The sequence below is a fragment of the Agaricicola taiwanensis genome (assembly GCF_014635245.1).
Taxonomy (GTDB): Bacteria; Pseudomonadota; Alphaproteobacteria; order Rhizobiales; family Methylopilaceae; genus Agaricicola; species Agaricicola taiwanensis.
Genome location: NZ_BMCP01000002.1, coordinates 369,825 through 390,639, shown reverse-complemented (window position 1 = coordinate 390,639; position 20,815 = coordinate 369,825). Strand labels below are relative to the sequence as shown.

The 20,815-nt window shown below is 64.0% G+C and carries 15 protein-coding genes; 5 read left to right on the top strand and 10 right to left on the bottom strand.

Annotated elements, in window-relative coordinates:
- Positions 1-13: 13 nt before the first annotated feature.
- Positions 14-1,378 (top strand): MmgE/PrpD family protein, encoded by a 1,365-nt coding sequence (locus IEV58_RS09320; protein ID WP_188409463.1) that lies wholly within the window; start codon positions 14-16, stop codon positions 1,376-1,378.
- Positions 1,379-1,430: 52 nt separating this feature from the next.
- Here the strand turns inward: IEV58_RS09320 and IEV58_RS09315 are convergent, their stop codons facing one another.
- The 7 genes from IEV58_RS09315 to IEV58_RS09285 are packed head-to-tail and all read right to left on the bottom strand — an operon-like array spanning position 1,431 to position 7,703.
- Positions 1,431-3,317: a TRAP transporter large permease gene (locus tag IEV58_RS09315; RefSeq protein ID WP_188409462.1), complete on the bottom strand. Its 1,887-nt coding sequence runs from the start codon at positions 3,315-3,317 to the stop codon at positions 1,431-1,433.
- A gap of 5 nt (positions 3,318-3,322) precedes the next feature.
- Complete coding sequence (locus IEV58_RS09310; RefSeq protein ID WP_229729318.1) at positions 3,323-4,318, bottom strand: TRAP transporter substrate-binding protein; 996 nt, start codon at positions 4,316-4,318, stop codon at positions 3,323-3,325.
- 54 nt (positions 4,319-4,372) lie between these two features.
- Complete coding sequence (locus tag IEV58_RS09305; RefSeq protein WP_188409460.1) at positions 4,373-5,176, bottom strand: SDR family NAD(P)-dependent oxidoreductase; 804 nt, start codon at positions 5,174-5,176, stop codon at positions 4,373-4,375.
- On the bottom strand, positions 5,173-5,607 hold the full coding sequence (locus IEV58_RS09300; RefSeq protein WP_188409459.1) for a cupin domain-containing protein: 435 nt from the start codon (positions 5,605-5,607) through the stop codon (positions 5,173-5,175). Before IEV58_RS09300 ends, IEV58_RS09305 begins: the two co-directional genes overlap by 4 nt.
- Positions 5,597-5,926 (bottom strand): YciI family protein, encoded by a 330-nt coding sequence (locus IEV58_RS09295; RefSeq protein WP_188409458.1) that lies wholly within the window; start codon positions 5,924-5,926, stop codon positions 5,597-5,599. Before IEV58_RS09295 ends, IEV58_RS09300 begins: the two co-directional genes overlap by 11 nt.
- A 23-nt stretch (positions 5,927-5,949) precedes the next feature.
- On the bottom strand, positions 5,950-6,999 hold the full coding sequence (locus IEV58_RS09290) for an SDR family oxidoreductase (protein WP_188409457.1): 1,050 nt from the start codon (positions 6,997-6,999) through the stop codon (positions 5,950-5,952).
- Positions 6,996-7,703, bottom strand: coding sequence for an EthD family reductase (locus IEV58_RS09285; protein ID WP_229729317.1), 708 nt, complete (start codon positions 7,701-7,703; stop codon positions 6,996-6,998). The genes IEV58_RS09290 and IEV58_RS09285 overlap by 4 nt, the downstream gene beginning before the upstream one ends.
- Positions 7,704-7,904: 201 nt before the next feature.
- On the opposite strand from IEV58_RS09285, the gene IEV58_RS09280 reads away from it, so the two are divergent.
- Positions 7,905-8,816 (top strand): LysR family transcriptional regulator, encoded by a 912-nt coding sequence (locus IEV58_RS09280; protein ID WP_188409455.1) that lies wholly within the window; start codon positions 7,905-7,907, stop codon positions 8,814-8,816.
- Here the strand turns inward: IEV58_RS09280 and IEV58_RS09275 are convergent.
- The 3 genes from IEV58_RS09275 to IEV58_RS09265 form a co-directional block, all read right to left on the bottom strand.
- Complete coding sequence (locus tag IEV58_RS09275; RefSeq protein ID WP_229729316.1) at positions 8,813-10,825, bottom strand: CHASE2 domain-containing protein; 2,013 nt, start codon at positions 10,823-10,825, stop codon at positions 8,813-8,815. The two genes, IEV58_RS09280 and IEV58_RS09275, sit on opposite strands and share 4 nt — an antisense overlap.
- Positions 10,825-14,475 (bottom strand): FecR domain-containing protein, encoded by a 3,651-nt coding sequence (locus IEV58_RS09270; RefSeq protein WP_188409454.1) that lies wholly within the window; start codon positions 14,473-14,475, stop codon positions 10,825-10,827. Before IEV58_RS09270 ends, IEV58_RS09275 begins: the two co-directional genes overlap by 1 nt.
- A gap of 119 nt (positions 14,476-14,594) precedes the next feature.
- The gene (locus IEV58_RS09265; RefSeq protein ID WP_188409453.1) at positions 14,595-15,080 is read right to left on the bottom strand and encodes a Pycsar system effector family protein; all 486 of its coding nucleotides are present in this window, start codon (positions 15,078-15,080) and stop codon (positions 14,595-14,597) included.
- A 213-nt stretch (positions 15,081-15,293) separates the two neighbouring features.
- Between IEV58_RS09265 and IEV58_RS09260 the strand changes: the two genes are divergently transcribed.
- From IEV58_RS09260 to IEV58_RS09250, 3 genes are read left to right on the top strand one after another with little or no spacing between them, the layout of a single operon-like run.
- Positions 15,294-16,007 (top strand): ImuA family protein, encoded by a 714-nt coding sequence (locus IEV58_RS09260; RefSeq protein WP_188409452.1) that lies wholly within the window; start codon positions 15,294-15,296, stop codon positions 16,005-16,007.
- Entirely contained in the window at positions 15,907-17,460 is a 1,554-nt protein-coding gene (locus tag IEV58_RS09255) for a Y-family DNA polymerase (protein WP_188409451.1), read from the top strand. Before IEV58_RS09260 ends, IEV58_RS09255 begins: the two co-directional genes overlap by 101 nt.
- Positions 17,457-20,714 carry an error-prone DNA polymerase gene (locus IEV58_RS09250; protein ID WP_188409450.1) on the top strand — a complete coding sequence of 1,086 codons (3,258 nt, stop codon included), beginning with the start codon at positions 17,457-17,459 and terminating at the stop codon, positions 20,712-20,714. The genes IEV58_RS09255 and IEV58_RS09250 overlap by 4 nt, the downstream gene beginning before the upstream one ends.
- The last annotated feature ends 101 nt before the right edge of the window (positions 20,715-20,815 follow it).

The following is a 20,815-nucleotide window of genomic DNA, read 5'->3' as shown; positions in this document are numbered from 1 at the left end:
GAAACGCTCCGCCATGCCGCAGACTGCATCCCAGTCGCTTGCCGACTATTTTTGCTCTCTCACCATCTCATCCCTCACGCCTGATAACATCGCTGTCGCGAAGACGCTGACCGGCGACTATCTCGGCGTTGCACTCGGAGGCAGCAAGACCGACAGCGGCAAGATCGCGGCCCGCTTCGCAGAGGAAATGGGCGGCAGCCAGGAAGCGACCCTGATCGGCCAGAGCGGCCGCGCTTCCGCCGTCCACGCCGCCTTCGCCAACGCCATTGCCTCTCACAGCATCGAGCTCGATGACATCGACGTGCTCGCGCTCTTCCATTTCAGCCCGCCAGTGGTCTCGGCCGCCCTCGCCACGGCCGAGAAAGTGGGTGCCACAGGCGCCGAGACGGTTACGGCTGTTTTCGCGGGCTGTGAAATGATGGAACGCGCCAGCCGCGCCACCAACAATTCGCTGCGCAACCGGGGCTTTCACACCACGCCCACCTGCGGCGTCTTCGGCGCAACGGTGGCAGCAGGCATCCTGTTGAAGCTCAAGCCCGAGAAGATGGTTTCCGCTCTCGGCATGGCGGGCGCTCAGGCGTCCGGCCTGATGGAGATGTATGGCCCCTCCATGCAGAAGCGCTTCAACCCGGGGCCGACTGCGCGCAACGGGCTGACGGCCGCGATCATGGCTTCCATGGGCTTCACCGGCACCAATCTGATCTTTGAAGGAGAACGCGGCTTCTGCAAAGCCTTCTCCGATGACGCCGCTGTCGGTGAACTCACCCGCGACCTCGGAAAGCCTTACGAGCTCCTCCTGGAATACAAGCCCTACTCCTGTGCCCGGCCCATCCACAACGCCATCGACTGCGCGCTCGATATTCGCGGCCAGATGAAGGAGCCGCTCTCGCAGGTGAAGAGCATCGCCATGCGCCGCCATCCCGACTGGGCGCACTACCACCTCAATGCGACGCCGAAGACCTACCACGAGGCGCAGGTCAGCCTGCCCTATTCCGTCGCCATCGCTCTCCTGGAGGGTGGCGCGCTGCCCCCGCAGTATCAGAACAGCAAGCTGAACGATCCTGATATCCGCCGCCTCTCCGACCTCGTGAAGGTCACGCCGGATGCGAGCCTGCCGCGCGGCGTCTCCTGCCACATGACCTTGGAGACCGCGGGCGGCGCGACCTATACCAGCCAGATCGACTATCCGCGCGGCTCGGTCCAGAACCCGATGACGCGGGCCGACATGGACAAGAAGACCCATATGCTGGGAGACGATGTCATCGGCGAGGCTGGTGTGAAACGGATGCTCGAACTGGTCGCCGGTATGGACGATCTGCCCAAGCTCTCCGTGCTGATGGAAAGCGTGAGCCGGCCAAAGGTGCGTGAACTCGCGTAAAAAAACTCGGATCCAAATATTGGCGGCGTCCCTCGGGACGCCGCCTTCTTTTTTACAGGAAGCCGATGCTGAGCCAGGGGAAGATCGCGATGATCACGATGGCGAGGAACAGCGCGGCCAGATAAGGCACCATGTTCCACATCGCCTCATCCGGCGAGACACGCGCGACGGCACAGGCGGTGTAATAGCCATAGCCGAAGGGCGGCGAGAACAGGCCGAGGCCCATGGAAAGCAGTACCACCATGGCATATTGCACCGGATGGACGCCGAGCGACTGCGCGGCCGGCACAAGCAACGGGCCGAACAGCACGATGGCGGGGATGCCTTCCAGGATGCTGCCGAAGACAATGAAGGCAATGATCGAGACGATCAGGAAGCCCGCCTTGCCGCCCGGCAAATTGGTCATGAAGTCCACCAGCGTCTGCGCAAAGCCTGACTGCGTCAGTGCCCATGACATCGCCCCCGCGAGCGCGATGATGATCATGATGGCACCGGACATGGCGATGGTTTCCACCAGCATTTCCGCCATGCGGCGAAGCGAGATGCCGCGCATCATCACCGTTCCCACGACAGCCACATAGGCGATGCCGATCACGGCCACTTCCGTTGCCGTTGCCACGCCTTCCAGAACCGCCGCGCGGATGATGAGCGGCAGCGCCAGGGCCGGAATGGCGACGATGAAGGTCTTGCCGATAACCCGCATGTCGCGTTTGGCCGTGCCCCGCCGTTCCCCGCGCGAGCGGATGAAGACGACCGCCGCCAGCGCCAGCATGCAGACCACCGCCGGAACAAGACCGCCGACGAACAGGGCGGCGATGGAGATGCCGGTGACAGAGCCGATGATGATCAGCACCAGGCTCGGCGGGATGGTTTCCGCCGCCGCGGCCGAGACGGCGAGCAGTGCCGCGATGTCGCCTTCCTTGACGCCGCGGTCCTTCATGGCCGGTGACAGGATCGGCCCGATCGCGGCCATGTCGGCGGCCTTGGCGCCCGAAATACCGGAGACCAGATACATGGCGCACAGCATGACGTAGCTGAGCCCGCCCCGTGCGTTGCCGATCAGCGCCGCGACGAAGTCGATCATGCTCTTGGCCATGCCGGTGTACTGGATCTGGATGCCAAGGAAGATGAAGAGCGGGATCGTCAGGAGAATGAAGTGCGACATGCCCTCGTTGATGCGCCCGACGATCACCATGAGCGGAAGGTCGGTGGTCAGGAGGAAATAGAACAAGGTCGCCGTGCCGAAGGAGAAGGCGATGGGCACGCCGATGGCGATCAGCGCCATGACGCCAATGCCGAAGAAGATCACCAGGTTGATATTTCCAAGATCCATCATAAAGGGCGGCGTCAGCTCCAGCGCCACGCCGACCACAACTGCCGTTCCGAGGCTCAAAGCGAAGGCCGCTGGGGTCATGGCCCGCCACATCCGGATCAAAAGGAACACGGTCATCAAGACCACGCTGATGGCGGTTGCCGTTGGCGCGACCGAGCCTGGGATGCCGAGGTTGGGTGACGTGATGATGTGATTGAGCTCGATCAGCTCCAGCGTGGGCCTCACAAGCTTCGCCAGGAAGATCAGGAGAATGACATTCGCCACCGTCTCAAAGCGCGTCCTTCGCTCCGCCGCCATGCGCGACAGGATGAAGGAGAGCCGCATGTGGATGCCGCGCCGGAGCGCGCTGGCAACACCCAGCATCCCGAACCAGAGGAAGATCAGCGCTGCCAGTTCCTCGATCCAGGTCACCGGCACGTTCAGCACATAACGTGCGGTGACGGCCCAGGCGAGAAGGACGATATCGATCAGCAGCAGTACCGCTGCCGTCGCATCGACCGCAAACCCCAGCACACGTTCGACGCGGTCGAGGACACGGCCGATGGAAGTGCGCTGGTCGCCGGATGCGAGAACATGCGGGTTGGCCTGTGCATCAGCCGTGTCCATGGCGCTTACCCCAGCTTTCCGGTGTACTTCTCAAGCGTGGCCCAGGCCTCGGCGCCGAATTTCTCCTTCCAGTCCGCATAGAAGGAGGTGGCGTTGAGGGCCGACCGGAACGCCTCACGGTCCGGCTCCACGAAGGTCATGCCGGCCGCCTTCAGCTTCTCCGTGATGCTGCCGGTGAGCTCGACCAGATCCTTGCGCTCCGCCAGCGCCGCCTCGCGGAAGCGTTTTGAAACGATCTCCTGCGTCTCCGGCGGCAACTTCTTCCAGAACGCGCCGTTGGCGAGAATCCAGAAGCCATCCCACATGTGGTTGGAGAGGCTGACGTATTTCTGCACCTCGTAGAACTTGCCGGAATCGACGAGCGGCAACGGATTTTCCTGCGCGTCGACCAGCTTGGTCTGAAGCGCTGTATAGACCTCGCCGAAGCTGATGGACTGCGGCGCGGCACCGAAGGCCTTGAAGAGTGAGGTCGACAGCGGGCTCGGCGGCACGCGGATATGGACTCCGGCAAGATCGCCGGGCTTTTCGATCGGCTTCGATCCGGTCGTGATCTGCCGGAAGCCGTTGTCGAACATTTCGTTGAAGACAAAGAGGCCGGAGTCCGTCAGGGCATTGCGGATAAGGGTGCCGACCTCACCGTCCATCGCCTTCCAGACCTCATCGATGGTGTTGAAGGCAAAACCGACGCCGTTGAGCGAGGCGATGGGAACGAGGTTCGACAGCTGCGCGCCGGCCAGTGGATAGAACTGAATCGCGCCCGAACGCAGCTGTGACAGAACTTCAAGATCTCCGCCTAACTGACTGTTTGGAAAGAAACGGATATCGAATTCGTCGTTGGTATCGGCTTTAATCTTGGTGGCCGCTTCCTGCAACCGCGCCAGCATGGGATGTCCCGCCGGAAGGTTGGTTGCGAGCTTATAGGTGGCGGCGAAAGCGGGCTTCACGATCGAGAAGGTCGTCACGGCGGCTGTCGCCGACATCACGAAGGATCTGCGTGTCATTTTCATTGGTGTTCCTCCAGAGATTCTTGTTCACGCGTCTTTGCTGCACGTTGGTCAGGCCAGGATCAGTCCTCCCGACACGTCGAGAATGGCCCCGGTCATGTAGCGCGAGGCCCCGGATGCCATGAAAAGCACCACATCCACGATGTCCGAGGGGTCAGCCAGACGCCCGATGGGGATCTGTGCGTTGAGGGCCGCCCCATTGGCCTCTCCGTCTATGAGCTCGCTGACCCTTTCGCCGGCGACCGGGCCCGGGGCGATGGTGTTCACCAGGATGCCGTGGCGGGCATATTCACGGGACAGATGCCGCGTCATGCCGATCACTGCGGTTTTCGCAGCGGTATAGGAGCAGCCAAGCAAGGGGCTGACGGATCGGCCGGCATTGGATGCGAAATTGATGATCCGCCCCCTTCCCGCTGTCACCATGTGCGGCAGCACCGTCTTGGCGCAGAGGAAGCTGCCGCGGACGTTTGAGGCAAAAACGGAATCCCATTCCTCCACCGGCGTCTCGTGGGTGACACGATAGGCGGCGCCATAGCTGCCAGCGGAATTGACGAGGACATCGACGCGCCCCCAGCGGTCCAGCACTGCCGCGACCGCGCGCTGCACATCTTCTTCCTTGGAGACATCCGCCGTCAGCGCCAATGCGCTGCCTTGACCAGCCGCGATCACCTTGGCTGTCTCTTCGGCCCGTCCGGCCACGAGATCGCAGAGAGCAACATGCGCTCCGAGCCGTGCCAACCGTTCGGCGAGAAGCTTGCCGATGCCGCGACCAGCCCCCGTCACCAGGAAGACCTGGTCCTTGAAGATGTCGTCGGCAAAGGTCGAGACGGCGACGCCTGGATCCATTGAATTCATGATTGCAGTGCTCCGGCGTCGAGCCCGCGCGGCGTCACCGAGGGCGGCAGCGGCAGGGGCTCATTGGCGCTTTCAAGATGTTCGACAGTGATGAAGAGCAGCGTGTCGCTGCCGATGTTTTCCAGATCGTGCAGCATGTATTCGCCGCGCTTGAAGGTCATGTGCTGCGTCTGGCCCGCGAAATACTCCGAGGTCTTGGGAGCGCCGCCGTTGACGTGCGATCGGGCTTTGCCCGCGGTCAGTGCCGTCCAGAAATAATCGAGCACATGGCGGTGGAAGCCGACGCGCTCGCCGGGCTCCAGGCGAATGAACCAGACGCGCGAGCGCGGACTTTCCGACAGGAGGACCTGCCCCACGCATGGGTTGAACTCGTTCCGCTGAAGCTCAGCTTCGAGTTCGGTGCCAAGGGCGAAACGGCTGTCAGCGGACATGACGTCCCTCCCTCATCTCCTGCGGAATGAAGCTCTGGTGATCGAGGATCGCCTTGCGCCAGCGCGTGGCGACAAAACCCTCGAACACGCCGGAGGTGAAGAACGGATCCTCGGCGACGAAGCACTCGGCCTCCTCGCGGCTGTCGGTCGCGATCAGATAAAGGCTGCCGAGCGGCGTCTTGCCGTCGTCGTCAAGCTTCGCCCCTGCTCCGATCAGCTTGTCGAGATTGGCTTCCAGGTAAGCCACATGAGCGGCCTGTGTCTCGGCGCGAAGGCGGCTCGCGCCGGGTCTGTCGTCAGCGATCACCATATAGGGCATGGCAAGGCACTCCCTTCCGCGCGTCAGGGCACGATTTTTTCGGATTGCAGGTAGCGGAACTGGTCGAGGAACATCTCCTCGCTGTCGATGAACTCCAGGAAGCCGAACTTGCGGCACTTGGTGGTGTCCGACATCACGTCCCAGTCGTTGGAGAAGGCGTAGTTGGCGAAGTTCCAGTTCACCAGCTGCGACAGCGGATGCTTCTGCAGCCCATGTTTGGCGACGATCTCGTCCCAGAGCTTTTCCTTGCCCGCCATCCGGCTCGGCATGTCCACGGTTTCAACACCACCTGGCTCAAGGCCGAAGTGCCTGGCGAAGACCGGCCAGAGGTTCTGGTAGCGGAAGAAGTCGCCGTTGGTGATGTTGAAGGCTTCATTGGCGCAGTCAGGGGTCGTCGACATCCACACCATGGCGCGCGCCAGCAGCGCGGCGTCCGTGGCCTGATAGATCGAGGTGAAGGCGCCGGGCTTACCCGGGAAGGTGAAGGGCTCACCCATCTCCTTCAAAAGCGTCGCATAGGTCGCGATGGTAGTGATGAGATTGAGCGGATTTCCAAGGGCGAAGCCGCAGATCACATGCGGCCTTGCCGCCGACCATGACCAGCCCTTGCCCTCGCTCGACTTCATCACGAGGTCCTGCTGATCGTAGTAGAAGTGCGGCACGGAGATGCGCGGATCGCTCTCCTTCGCCGGCGTTTTAAATGGACCGAGATACTGGCCGTAGTATTTGGTGCCCTGGAGAAGACAGACATGCTGCAGGTTTGGAGCAGCCTTCTCGATCACCGGCAGGAAGTTCTCGAACATCCGGGCGTTGGGCGCGCGCGTCTCGGCAATCACCTTGTTGTCGAGATAGGCGGTGTAGAACACATGGGTGACCTCGCTGAGCCCGCCGAGGTTTTCCTCACAGCTCCTGGGATCCATCAGATCCGCGGAGACAAAGCGCGCCTTGGTCGGGAAATACGGCGGCTTGCGCGACACGCCGATCACCGACCAGTCAGGCTGCTTGTCCAGGTGATCGATCAGGGCCCGGCCGGACACACCGGTCGCGCCGACCACGAGAGCTGTCTTCTTCATGCAAAGGTCCTCATGTCGAGCCCATAGGCAGGCGCCGGCGGCATCACCACCACGTGCTCCTGCAACAGGGCGTCTTCCTGTTTTGATAGCTGCGGCGCGAGCGTGGCGGCGATCCAGGCGCTGAACCGCTCCCGCCCCTCCTCGGCCGATCGCCTGGAGGTGAACCAGAGTTCGATCAGCGCGTCATGCACGCCCTCGCCTTCAACAAGGTCGAGTGCGCCCTCGACCTTGGAGTTGAGAAGAAGTCCCGCTTCGTCGAGACTGAGCCGTGACTGGCTTGCGCCCATCTCGGCAGCCACGGCAGCGGTCACCTGTTCCTTGAGCCAGGAGATGAAATCCTCGCGGGCCATTCCGTCGCGACGCTTGACGGAGAACACCAGTTTGAAAGGCGTCTCCGAGATCGGCGCGTTTCTTGTGAGCCAGACTTCAGAGGCAAGAAGATGCTCGCGGCGTGCCAGCCAGGCGCTTGCATCGGCCGAGCCGCGCCGGCCGATATCGGAGGCATAGGAGGCCTGCGCGTCCTTGCGGCTGTCGAACCAGAGCTGGGCGATGCCGTCGGCGGCGGGTTCACCTTCGTCGAGTGAGAAGCCGAGCATGTAACCACGGAGACCAGGGAATACGGCCGCCATAGGTCCATGCACAGTGAGCCAGCGCTGCTCGAACTCGGACCGCGTCAGGCTGGGCACCCGCTTCTGAAAGGTCACCAGTTTGATCATGGTTGGGCGCGTCGGTCCGCGCTCAGGACATGCGTTGCCGCTACCGCCATCGTCGTTCTCCTCCCGCGTGGATCGTCGTTTTGAGCTTGTGCGATCCAATTTGCTTGATCAGGCTAGGCGCAGATCGCCCCGGTCGAAATCCCCGACGGGGGACACATACCGTTACGATAAACTCAACAATGAAGCGCCATGAGCCACGAGAGCGAACTGAACATCTTCACCTGTGTCGTCGACCACGGCGGCTTTGCGCCGGCGGCCCGCGCCCTCGGCGTCACGCGCTCCGCCGTCTGCCGGCGCATCGACGGACTGGAGAAGCGCCTGGGCGTGCGCCTGTTGGATCGCACCACGCGGCGCATCGGCCTGACGGATGCCGGCGAGGCTCTGTACCAGCGCAGCACGCAGATCCTCGCCGACATCGCGGAGGCGGAGCTGGTCGTCAGCGATTTCGGCGAAGAGCCGCGCGGAACGCTGAGGGTCACGAGCCCGATCATGATCGGGCTTCACAAGCTGGCGCCGCTTCTGCCGGACTTCCTCGGTCGATACCGCCAGCTCAAGGTTCAGCTCGACCTGTCCGACGACATCATCGATCCTGCCCTCGCCGATCATGATGTCGGCTTGCGTTGGGGCGAGCAGCGCTCGTCTTCGCTGATGATCACGCGCGTAGCGGAAAGCAAGCAGATCGTGTGCGCGGCGCCATCTTACCTGGAACGCTTCGGCATGCCGAAGACCCCGCCGGATCTTCTCAAGCACAATTGCCTGCTCATGAGCCGGCTCGGGCTCAACTTCAACGAATGGACTTTCGTGGTCAACGGCGAGCCTATGACGCTGAAGGTGTCCGGCAACTTCGTCGTCAACGGTGGACACGGCAATTATGAAGCGCTCATCGCCGGCCTCGGCATCGGCCGTGTGACGGACCTCCGCGTGCAGGAGGACATCGCGGCAGGTCGCCTGCGCCCGATCCTGCGCGAGTTTGAGCCGGAAGAAGCCATCCCCATCTACGCGACTTACAAAAGCGGCCGCCTGGTGCCGCCGAAGGTGCGCCTTTTCATGGACTATCTGCGCGGTCATATGAAAGCCAACGACGAACCCGTCATCGGCTAACGCGCGAAGCGAGCTGTGAGGATAGCCGCCATCTTTTCGCTGTAGGCCGACAGCGGCGGCCAGGCCTCGCGCATCAGGCGGAGCGCCTCGAGACAGGCCGGCAGATCCTCCACCACCTGCGCCGCCTCGAGTCTGCGGCGGGCTTCGGAAAGCGCCGATCGCGACGCCTCGTCTATATTCGCGAACACCGTGAAGATGGGCGCTGCCTCACTGCGGCCGCGAACCGCGATCCGGTCCAGCTCCAGCACCGTGAACTCATCACCGACCACCGCCGCTGTGGCCGCGCCGAGGATGACGGCGACGCCGTAGTCTTTCGTGAGCCCCTCCAGACGGGAGGCGAGGTTCACGGTGTCCCCCAGAACCGAGTAGTCGTATCGCCAGCGCGATCCGACGTTCCCGACGAGGCACATCCCCGTGTTGACGCCAACGCCGACCGCCAGCGATGGCAGATCCGGGTTTTCCAGTTGAAGCTCGGCGTTGAGACGCCGCACCGCATCCGACATTCTGAGGGCCGCGCGCACGGCCGCACGGGCATGTTTCGGCTCTGGCAAGGGCGCGTTCCAGAAGGCCATGATGCAGTCGCCCATATATTTGTCGATGGTGCCGCGCGCCTCCATCACCTGTTCGGAGAGGGCATCGAGCAGGCGGTTGATGAGATCGGTGAGACCGACAGGGTCGTCCTTCATCTGCTCCGAGAGGCTGGTGAAGCCGCGCACGTCGCAGAACAGCACGCTGAGTTCGCGCCTCTCACCACCAAGCTTGAGCGAATCCGGGTTTCGCGCGAGCTCCGCCACGAGATCAGGCGTGACATAGCGCGAGAAGGCGGCGGAGACCGCCGCGCGCAACCGCCGCTCCCGCGCGTAATCGAGCCCAACCCGCGCGCCAAGGCCGGTAAGCGCGGCCAGCGCCGGCGTCACCGGCGGTAGCCAGATCCGGCCGAAGCGCAGCATCAGCCAGCTTGCGGCGACGATGCCGACGAGGCTGCCGAGCGCGATCAAGCCGGTGCGCCAGGACATGGCCGATGCCCCGGCCCCACACCCCAGCAAGGCGCAGGCGATGACGGCAAAGCTGATCGCCCGCACCGGCGCGGGGGAAATGGCAAGACCGTGCCGCAGGTTATCCAGGATCGTCGCATGCACTTCGACACCGGCCGTCAGCGTCCCCGTCTGGATGGTGAAAGGCGTCGCGAAGGCATCCACGGCTCCGCTATCGACCACGGGTGCGGCCTTGAGGCTCAGGCCGATCAACACGGTCTTGCCCTGGAAGAAACCCGGCGGCAGGAAGCCCGCCGGATCGAGCGCCTGATAATAGGAGACGGTGGGATAGCTGCGGGCGCCGCCGAAATACTGAACGAGAGGCCTGCCCGGCAGATCCGGGACCGATCGCCCCTCCACCTGCATGAGCGCTCGGGCGAAGCTGTCATCGAGCGGCGGCATGCGCCGCAACACGCCATCTCCGTCGAGGTTGACCGATGTGACACCGGATGTGGCGCCACCTTCCATCAGCGCCGCGAAGGGGCCGACGCGGGTGACTTGCGTGCCTTGGTCCATGGCCACAACTTCACGGTCGGCAGCAAGCACGCTGTCGGGGCCGAGCGCGGCGGCGAGTTTCGCATCGGCGTCAGGATTGGACGGCTCGGCAAAGACAACGTCGAAACCGATCGCGCGTGCGCCGGCGGCTCGAAGGCTTTCGATCAGCCGCGCGTGTGTCGCGCGCGACCAGGGCCATTGCTCCGGGATTTCGGCAAAGGACGGCTCGTCGATGGCGACGATCACGGCCCCCGGCGCGGCTGGCCTCGGCGGCGCAAATGTCGACAGGATGTCGAACATCCGCGCTTCGGCGATGCGGATGCCGGCACGCCCGTGCAGGGGAATGATAAGCGCGGACAGCAGCATGGCCAGCAGAAGGTCCCGCAGCCACGGTCGCCGGCCAAAACCTCGCCCCAGGGCGCGATAGCGTGAGCCAAGAACCGCAGCGGCACGCTCCGGCCCCGGCACGACAGGTCGCATCAGAAGCGGACTTTCAACGATCCGGCAAAGGTGCGCCCGGTGCCGGGAACCGCTTCGTTGTTGCCGGGCCGCGCGGCCACGAGATCATATTGCTCGTCGAACAGGTTCAGCGCCGAGAGGCTGAAGAGGAAGCGCCGGTCAGGCGTCTCGTAGCTCGCCATGGCGTCCGTGGTCCAGACGGCATCGACCTCGATACCGCCGGGGGCATCGAAACGGGAGCCGATGTAGTTCTCGATCAGCGAGAAGCGGATCCGGCTCGGATGCACGAAGGTGACCCCGGCTCGCCCGAAGCGCTTGGGCACGAAAGGTAGGTCGATGTCTCCGCCTGCGCCGTCATCGGTGCTGCTGTCGGCTACTCCAACGGTGCCGAAGACACCGATGCCATGCGTCAGCCAGATGTTGGCGGTGGCGGTGATGTAGTCGATCCGGCCTTCCTCGAGGGCATATTGGTCAAGGTTGTCGGGGAACGGAATATCGAGGTCCCTCGCCCGCTGGTTTTGATATTCCACCGCCGTGAAGATATGCGGCGTCCACTCCGCGTCCCAGCGCAGCGCCGTCGTATCACGCCGGCCGCCAAGCGAGACCGGCAGCGCGTGTGGCAGAAGGCCAACCGTCGTAATGGGTGACAGCGTGAAGCCGGCGGAGGTTTCGGTATCGCGCCGCCAGGCGGCACGCAGCCAATGGCCGTTGGCGGGCGAGAAGGCGGCGCCAATACGGGGATCGACATAGGTGTCGCGCGAGCCGGAGCGGATGTCGATCAGATGGGCCTGGACCCCCGCCTCCATTTCGAACCGATCAGACGGCTGCCACATGAGGTTGGTGTAGGCGCGACCTAAGTTGAAGTAGACGCTGTCTTCTTGTGAAACGTCATCGGATATGCTGAGACCGATCCCTGGAATGGCGAAGGTTATGCTGGTGGCAGTGAAGCTGTCGATGCGGCCACGTTGGGCTTCGATACCGGTACGAAGGGTGAAATCACCCCAGCCGAAGGTATGTCCCAGGGCCCCCGTTATCGTGTCGGCGCGCGTCCGTTGATTGAAAATCATCTCGTTCGTGAGTAACAGGCCAAAAACGGGATCAATCGTACTTGAGAACTGATACCTGTCCTGCACATCCCGTGCCCGGGTCGCCACCACCGCGCCCGTCAGCACGTTCTGATAGCTGAAGGTGTGGCTCCAGCCGGCGCCTACCTGATAGGACTTCACGGTCTGCTCGTCGCTGTCGAACTGAGCAAGGTTGAGAGCGAAAAGATCCGGCGACGCGGAACTCAGCGTACCCCAGAAGAGGAAGCGGTTCTCGGCATTGGGCTGCATGCCCACAAAACCGCTCGCCAGATAGCTGTTCTCGCCGCCGAAGCCATCAGGGTTGCTCGTCCGCTCGCGGTTGAAGGTGAGCGAGATCGAGGTCGGCACGGGCACGTTGGAGAAGGCCTGCACCGAGGCTTCCTGTCCCCAGCCGGTGCGGCCGTCGCGATGGATGACGCTGCCGCCCACCTCCGCATCGAGAAACGGGCGGCGCAGCAAATCGATGCGGCCGAGACGGCCCGACACCGCCAGCGGGTCGAAGAACAGGCCCTGCAGCACCAGACTGCCGGCGGCATCCGATACCTCGCCCTGGATCTGATCCAGCGTCGGCCGCGAGAAGAAAATGTTGGGCCGATAGGCCGCGGACTGATCGAAATAGCCGGTGCCGCTGAAGGGATCGAACACGCGGTCGGTGTAGAAGCGGCCCCAGTCCTCCAATCCGAGCAGACGATAAGCCTGACCAAGATATGAGCCGCCGGACCGTGTGGAAGCCAATGCCGCGAAATAGCCGCCTCGATTACGGTAGCGCCGCACAGCCTCGCGCGCATGGGTAATGGCGGCATCGGCCTGCAGCTGATCGACCGCGATGGCCGTGCGGACCATGGATGTGATCGGATCATTCCGGTCCAGCCGGTCGGCATTGTCGAGCGCCTGGGCCGCGACCTCAAGGTCGCCGCTCTGATATTGCCCGATGGCAAGTGCCAGGAGGCCTTGGGCCGCGGCCGGGTCGGCCGCGCTGCCGGCCAGGAGGAATTCCAATGCCTTAGCCTCGTCGCCCTTCTGCAGGAAATAGCGGCCTTTGGCCGTATAGGCCGCGGAGAAGGAGGGATCGAGCGCCAGCGCCTTGTCCAGCAGGGCGCCTGCTTCTTCGACACGGCTTTGATCAAGCAGGAAGGTGGCAAAGTTGGAGTAACCGAGCGCGTCGTCGGGATCCGCCTCAATGGCCTGGCGGAAGGCAAATTCGGCCTCACGCGTGGCGTCCCGCTCGCTCTGCGCGAGTCCAAGACCATTCCAGAGCTCAGCGTCACCGGGGGCGATTTCAACGCCGCGTGAGAAATCCGCCACGGCCCCTTCAATGTCGCTGTCGATGCTGAGCTTCAGATAACCGGAGGCGAGCAGCGTTTCCGGGCTGTCGGGATCCGTCGCCACCATGCGCGCGACGGTTGCCCGCATCTCATCGCGCCGGTTGAGCAGCAGTGACACCTGGGCCGAAAGAAGCGAGGACAGAAGATGATCCGGCGACCTCTGCTCGGACTGACGCAGGATTTTTTCCGCATCCTCAAGCCCCGTGCCAAAGGCCGTTACATAGGCGGCGCAGACATCCTGATCGGCCGAACCCGTCTTCGGCAGGGTCAGGTCACGCTTGGGATCGGCGAGCACGGACGCCGCGTAATAGCCGCATCGGGCCGTGACTTTCTGCCGGCCCCCGGTGCCCGCGGCAGCGCGGGAGAAGAGTCGCGCGGCCTCCTCGTAGCGCTTGGCGGAGGCGGCCAGCATGGCCTCCACCAGATCGAGCCGGGCATTGGGGCGCCCTCCGAGCCTGCTGCGCGCCTCGGCAACTGCCTGCACGACCACATCGCGACGGTCGTATCCGAGCCCGTTCTCGGCCACGGCGATCCAGTCCTCTGTGGTGCGGGTCTCAGCCGGGATAGCGGCAAGACGCGAACGTTCCGCGCGCCGGGCAGCACCATCGAGGTTGCCAGCAGGCAGGCTCCGGAACAGGCCGCGGAGCTCCAGATAGAACATCATCTGTTCGCGGTCGTCGGGGCGCACGAGGACGGTCTTGGTCGGCCGCTCGCCGATGCGCGCCGTCGCCCCCTCGCCCTGATGCACGGTGACGGAGCCCTGGGGGTTGGAGAAGACGACGACGCCTTCCAGCACCACCAAAGAGGTGCGGTCGCCTACCACCGCCAGCGACCAATCGGTGCCGCGAATGGCGGCGGAGGCGGCGGGCGTTTTCACCGTGACGCCCGATCCGCCGCGCGAGGCGCGGGCCCAGACACTGCCGCTGGGCAGTGTCAGTTCGGTCGAGCCGCCTGATGTGGCCACCTCATTGACCACGAGGGTGGACAGGCGGCCGACACGGATGGTGGTCTGATCGGCAAAGGTGAGGCCGAGAGTGCCGATTTCGCCGGTGCGCAGGGTGTCGCCGCCGATGATGTCCTGCCGCACAAATGCAGGACGCCACGAAGGTTCCGCCGGAAACTGCAGCTCCTCACCGCCTTTGGCGGAAACGATGAAACCGGCGCGCGGCGATGTGCGTGGGAAAACCTCCTGGGCGAAGGCTGAGACGCATCCAAAGGCCATGAGGCTGGCCACACCACCGCAGAACGCACGACGGAACATCACCACGCCCCAGCAACGAGCCCAGACTGTAAGCAGAAATCTGTCTTATACTACTCCGGGGTGAAGTCAAACACAGGCGTGTAAGCCATAGGCCAGCATGAAAGCTTGAGAGGCTTGCTTTAAAGGGACTTTGCCAGCGAGATCGCCCAGGCCCAGGGAATGGCCGTCACCAGCAGGCCGACGAGGCCCCGCTTCAGGCAGCGGAATTTCGACCGCAGAATCCGCGCGTTGACGTAACACTGGCTCAGCAGGTCCTCGATATATTCAGCTTCCGTCATGGCGACGAACTTGTCCCGGAAGTCCTGCGGCGGCATTCCCGCGACCGTGCCGAAGAAGGACAGCGACGGCTTGCCCGCACGCAGCCGCGGGATCTGCCCTCGCATCAGTTGATAGAGCACGAAACCGAAACCGGTCACGGTTATGCCGAGAGCGACCATGAAGACCGGGCTCCAGTCTTTGAGCGGAGGCGTGGCGGCTGAAAGCGCGCCCATCATGGCCACCGTGATGCCCATCAAGCCTGCGCTGCGGCTGTCGTGCCGGCCAATCCAGTCGATCATCTGCGACAGCTGCTTTTCCGCGCGTTCCCTCACCCATTCGTCCGACATCTTTGCCGCCCCGCTGGAGACCCCGGGGATACTCTCATCAAGCTCCTTTCATGTTGGCAAGCGGAAGTTTTCCGTGCCGCGATTGACTCCACTCGTGAGTTGAGTCCCTAATAGAACAAAGCATGAACATAAGGAATTTCAGCTGTGCAGGATGCTCTTGCCCGGCTCCGGCGAAGCCTTGCCAAAATCAGTAAGGAGGACTGGCCCGATCCTGTGACATCAGGGCGTGTTCCGTTCGGAATCCCGGTTCTGGATGAAGCCCTCGGAGGTGGCCTGCCGCGTGCGGCCCTCCATGAGGTTTTCGCCGGGGCCATGGCGGACGGCGGAGCGGCGCATGGCTTCGCCCTGGCGCTGGCGCTGCGCGCCTGCACGACCGGGCGGAAGATCATATGGGTGCAGCAGGCCAGTGCCGTGCAGGAATATGGCGCGCTGCATCCGCCGGGGCTTGCCGAACTGGGCGCCGATCCCTCGGACTTCCTGGTGGTCTGTGTGAAGGATGCCCTTCAGGCCCTGCGCGCGGGGCATGAGGCATTGCGGTGCTCGGCCTTGGGATATGTCGTTCTGGAAGTGCGGGGCGCTCCCAAGGCACTGGACCTGACGGCCAGCCAGCGCCTGGCGCGCACGGCGGCGAAATCGGGCGTCGGCCTCATCATGGTCCGCACCGATGCGGACCCGCAGCCGAGCGCGGCCCTCAGCCGCTGGGGCGTGCGCGCCCTGCCCTCCAGCCGCCTGGAGGCCAATGCCCCGGGCTGGCCGGCCTTTGACATCACACTGCTGCGCCACCGGGAGGGCATCGCCCCCGGGCGCTGGAACGTGGAGTGGAACCGTGACGAGCTTGTTTTCCGGACACCGGCGCTACCTGGCGCTGTGGTTCCCCTTCCTGCCCACCGACCGGCTGCGGCGACAGGCTGGCGGCAAGCCGGATGACCGCCCGCTTGTCATCACCGCCAAGGTCAAGAGCGCCCTGCGCATCGCCCATGCCGACCGCAAGGCCCTGAGCCTTGGATTGACGCGCGGCCTGACGCTGGCCGATGCCCGCGCTCGCGTGCCCGACATCGCCATCGCCGAGGAAGACCCGGAGGCGGACGCCCTTCTGCTGCGCCGCATCGCCAGTTGGTGCGACCGCTTCACGCCGCTGGTGGGCCTCGATGGTGACAGCGGCATCATGCTCGACATCACGGGCTGCGTGCATCTCTTCGGTGGCGAGGCCGCCATGCGCGCCGAGGTCACGGCACGACTGGGCTTCCTTGGCCTTGCCGTGCAGAGCGCCATTGCCGGCACGCCGGATGCCGCCCGCGCCGTCGCGTCTTTCACATCAGGCGGCATCGTTGCGCCGGGCGAGGAGCCGGCGGCCGTGCGCCCCCTGCCCGTGACAGCGCTGCGGCTTGACGCGACCGAGGTGCTGACGCTGGCCCGCGCCGGGCTGAAGACCATCGCCGATCTGGCCGATCGGCCCCGCGCGCCCCTCGCCGCCCGTTTCGGCGCGGATCTGCTCGACCGCCTGACGCGCGCGCTGGGTGAAGTGGATCATCCCATTTCGCCTAACCGGCCGGTGCCGGAGCTGATGGTGGAGCAGCGCTTTGCCGAGCCCATAGGGCGGGCGGAGGATGTGAGCGCGACCCTTGCAGGCCTTGCCCAGGAGCTTTCTCGCCGTCTGGAGCGGCAGGGCCTTGGCGGACGCAGCTTCGAGGCAAGTTTCTTCCGCGCCGATGGCGCCGTGCGCCGCATCAGGGTGGCCAGCGGCCGTCCCTTGCGGGACCCGCCGGTTTTAAACCGGCTCTTTGCCGAAAAGCTCGACGCCTTGGCCGATCCCGTGGACCCCGGCTTCGGCTTCGATATGATCCGCCTTGCCGCGCTCGCGACCGAACCCATGCAGGCCCTGCAGGCCCGCTTTGATGGCAAGGAGCGCGAGGACGAGGCGGTGGCGGAATTGGTGGACCGGCTCAGCGCCCGCTTCGGCGCGGAACGGGTGATGCAGTTCGTGGCTGAGGACAGCCACATCCCCGAGCGCAGCTTCCAGGCCCTGCCGGCCCTGGCGCCATCCAAGGATCCGAAATCCTGGCCCGATCGCCCCTCAGGCGAGCCGCCGGTCTATCCCATCCGCCTGTTCGAGCCGCCGCAGCCCATCGAGGCCATGGCCGAGGTGCCCGATGGCCCGCCCATCCGCTTTCTCTGGCGGCGGGTAGTGCACGATGTAGTGGCGGCGGAAGGCCCCGATCGTATCGCGCCGGAATGGTGGCAGCGGCAGCCGCAAACCAACACGCGCGACTATTTCCGCGTCGAGGACCGTGAGGGTCACCGCTTCTGGCTGTTTCGCGAAGGGCTTTACGAGCGCGAGGTGGAGCATCCGCGCTGGTATCTCCATGGACTGTTCGCATGAGCTATGCCGAGATTGCCGCCGCCACCAACTTCTCCTTCCTGCGCGGGGCTTCCCATGCCAGCGATCTCGTGGCGCGGGCGGTAGAGCTCGGCCATACCGGCATCGGAATTGCGGATCGCAACACCGTGGCCGGCGTGGTGCGCGCCTATTCCGCGCTGAGGCATGCGCAGGAAGCCTGCCTGGAGGAGAATGGCACCACCTATCCTTTCAAGCTCATGGTCGGCAGCCGGCTCGTCTTCCAGGACGGCACGCCCGATGTGGTGGTCTATCCGGAGAACCGCGCCGGCTGGGGCCGCCTCTGCCGCATCCTCACCGAGGGCAATCGGGATGCGAAGAAAGGCGAATGCCACCTCACCCTGGACAATCTCATCACTGATCCGCGTGATCTGCTTCTGGTGCTGATGCCAGGCTCTGATGCGGCCCAGACCGAAAAGGCGCTGGATCTTCTGGCCGAAAGCGCCGGCAGCAATCTCTGGCTGGGCGCCACCATGCACCGCACGGGCGCCGACCGGCGCCGCCTCGCGGGCCTCAGCCGTTTGTCCCGAAGAACCGGCATCCCGCTGATCGCCACCAACGACGTGCTCTATCATGCGCCCGAGCGGCGCGAGCTTCAGGACATCATCACCTGCATCCGCGAGGGACTGAAGATCGAAAGCGCCGGCCGCATCCTGGAAGCCAATGCCGAACGGCATCTGAAAGCCCCTTCCGAGATGGCCCGCCTCTTCCGCGACCAGCCGGACGCCATCCTGGAGACGCAGCACCTCCTGGCGCGCATGGATTTCTCGCTGGACCAGCTACGCTATGAATATCCCAGCGAACCGGTGCCGCCGGGCAAGACCGCGCAGCAGCATTTGGCGGACCTTGCCTGGCGGAGTGCCGAATTCCGCTATCCCAATGGCATCCCTGAAAAGATCGATCGCCTTTTGCGGGAGGAACTGGCGCTCATCGAAAAGCTCAACTACGCCCACTATTTCCTCACCATCCACGACATCGTCCGCTACGCCCGCGACCAGCGCATCCTTTGCCAGGGGCGCGGTTCGGCAGCCAATTCCGTGGTCTGCTTCGTGCTGGGGATCACCAATGTGGATCCTGAAGAAATCGACGTCCTCTTTGCCCGCTTCATCTCGCAGGAGCGCAAGGAGCCGCCTGACATCGACGTCGATTTCGAGCACGAGCGGCGCGAGGAGGTGATCCAATGGATATATGAGCGCTATGGCCGTCACCGCGCCGGCATCGCCGCCACCGTCATTTCCTATCGCCCGCGCAGCGCCATTCGGGAAGTCGGCAAGGTACTGGGCCTCACCGAGGACGTGACCTCGGCCCTTGCTTCCACGGTCTGGGGGTCCTGGGGCTCGGACCTTCCGTCCGAACAGGTGAAGCATGCAGGCTTTGACCCGAGTAACCTAGAAATTGCCCGTGCCGTTCATTTCTCCGAGCAGTTGATGGGCTTTCCCCGGCATCTCTCACAGCATGTGGGCGGCTTCATCCTGACCCAGGGCCGGCTCGATGAAGTGGTGCCCATCGGCAATGCCGCCATGGAGGACCGCACCTTCATCGAATGGGACCGCGACGACATTGATGAACTGGGGTTGATGAAGGTCGACGTGCTCGCGCTCGGCATGCTGACCTGCATCCGCAAGGCCATGGACCTGTTGCACAAACATTGCGGCCTCGATCATGACCTTGCCTCCATCGAACGCAAGGATAAGGCCGTCTATGACATGCTGTGCAAGGGCGACAGCATCGGCGTCTTCCAGGTGGAGAGCCGAGCCCAGATCAACATGTTGCCGCGCCTGAAACCGCGAGAGTTCTACGATCTCGTCATTCAGGTCGCCATCGTCCGTCCCGGCCCCATCCAGGGCGACATGGTGCACCCCTACCTCAGCCGGCGGAACCACCATGAAAAAGTGACCTTTCCCTCTCCTTCGCCGGAGTTCGGCAAAAAGGATGAACTGCATGCCGTGCTCGGCAAAACCATGGGCGTGCCGCTCTTCCAGGAGCAGGCCATGAAGCTTGCCATGGTGGCGGCGAAGTTCACGCCGGAGGAGGCAAACGGCCTGCGCAAGGCCATGGCCACTTTCCGCCATGCTGGCGGGATCGACAAGTTCGAGAGCATGATGATCGACCGCATGACCGCGCGCGGATACGATCCTGACTTCGCGAAACGATGCTATGCGCAGATCCAGGGCTTCGGCAGCTACGGCTTTCCCGAAAGCCACGCCGCCTCTTTCGCCCACCTCGTCTACATCTCATCCTGGATCAAGTGCCATTACCCGGCGGTCTTCGCCTGCGCGCTGCTGAACTCCCAGCCCATGGGCTTTTATGCTCCGGCCCAGATCGTGCGCGATGCCCGTGAGCATGGAGTTGAGGTGCGCCCCATCGACGTCAACATGAGCCAATGGGACAGCACCATCGAACATGGGGAAGGCAATCGTCTCGCTCTGCGCATTGGCCTGCGCCAGATCGATGGTTTCAGGGATAAATGGGCTGAGGCCCTCGTGGAGAAACGCGGGGCCGGCTATTCCGACATGGAGACGCTGGCCCGCCGCGCGGCCCTGCCGCGCGCGGCGCTGGAAAAGCTTGCCGATGCCGACGCCTGCCGCTCCATGGGCCTTGATCGCCGCAACGCCCTTTGGGCCGTCCGCCGCCTTCCCGATGATACGCCCCTGCCTCTCTTCGCCGCCGCGGATGCCGGAGAACTGGCAGCCGAACCTGAGGTTTCCCTGCCGGAAATGTCGCTGTCGCAGCATGTGGTGACGGATTATCAAACCACGCGGCTCTCATTGAAGGCTCATCCCATGACCTTCCTGCGGCAGCGCTACCGGGCGGAAGGCATTCTGAGCTGCGCGGAAACATCAGCCCAGGCCGACGGCCGCTGGGTCAAGACCGCCGGCGTGGTGCTGGTACGCCAGCGCCCCGGCAACGGCAATGTGGTCTTCATGACCATCGAGGATGAGACCGGCATCACCAATGCGGTAGTCTGGTCGAGCCTGTTCGAGCAGTTCCGCCGCCAGGTCATGGGCTCCCGCCTCATCGAGATCCGAGGCCGCGCGCAACGCAGCCCCGAAGGCGTCGTCCACCTCATCTCCCAGCGGCTGATCGACCGCAGCCCCGATCTGGAATTGCTCTCTGCCGACAACAAACCCCATTTCCAGCTCACGCGGGCCGACGAGATTCTGCACCCGCAGCATCCCAGGACATCAAGCCATCCGCGCAACGTGCGGATCATCCCGAAATCGAGGGATTTTCACTAAGGCCGGCTAGCGCAATCCAGAAAGCCGCTTCTGCAAAGCTTAACGCAGGAACTACGACCTCACCCTGAGGGCGCCCATAGGGCGCGTCTCGAAGGGTGAAG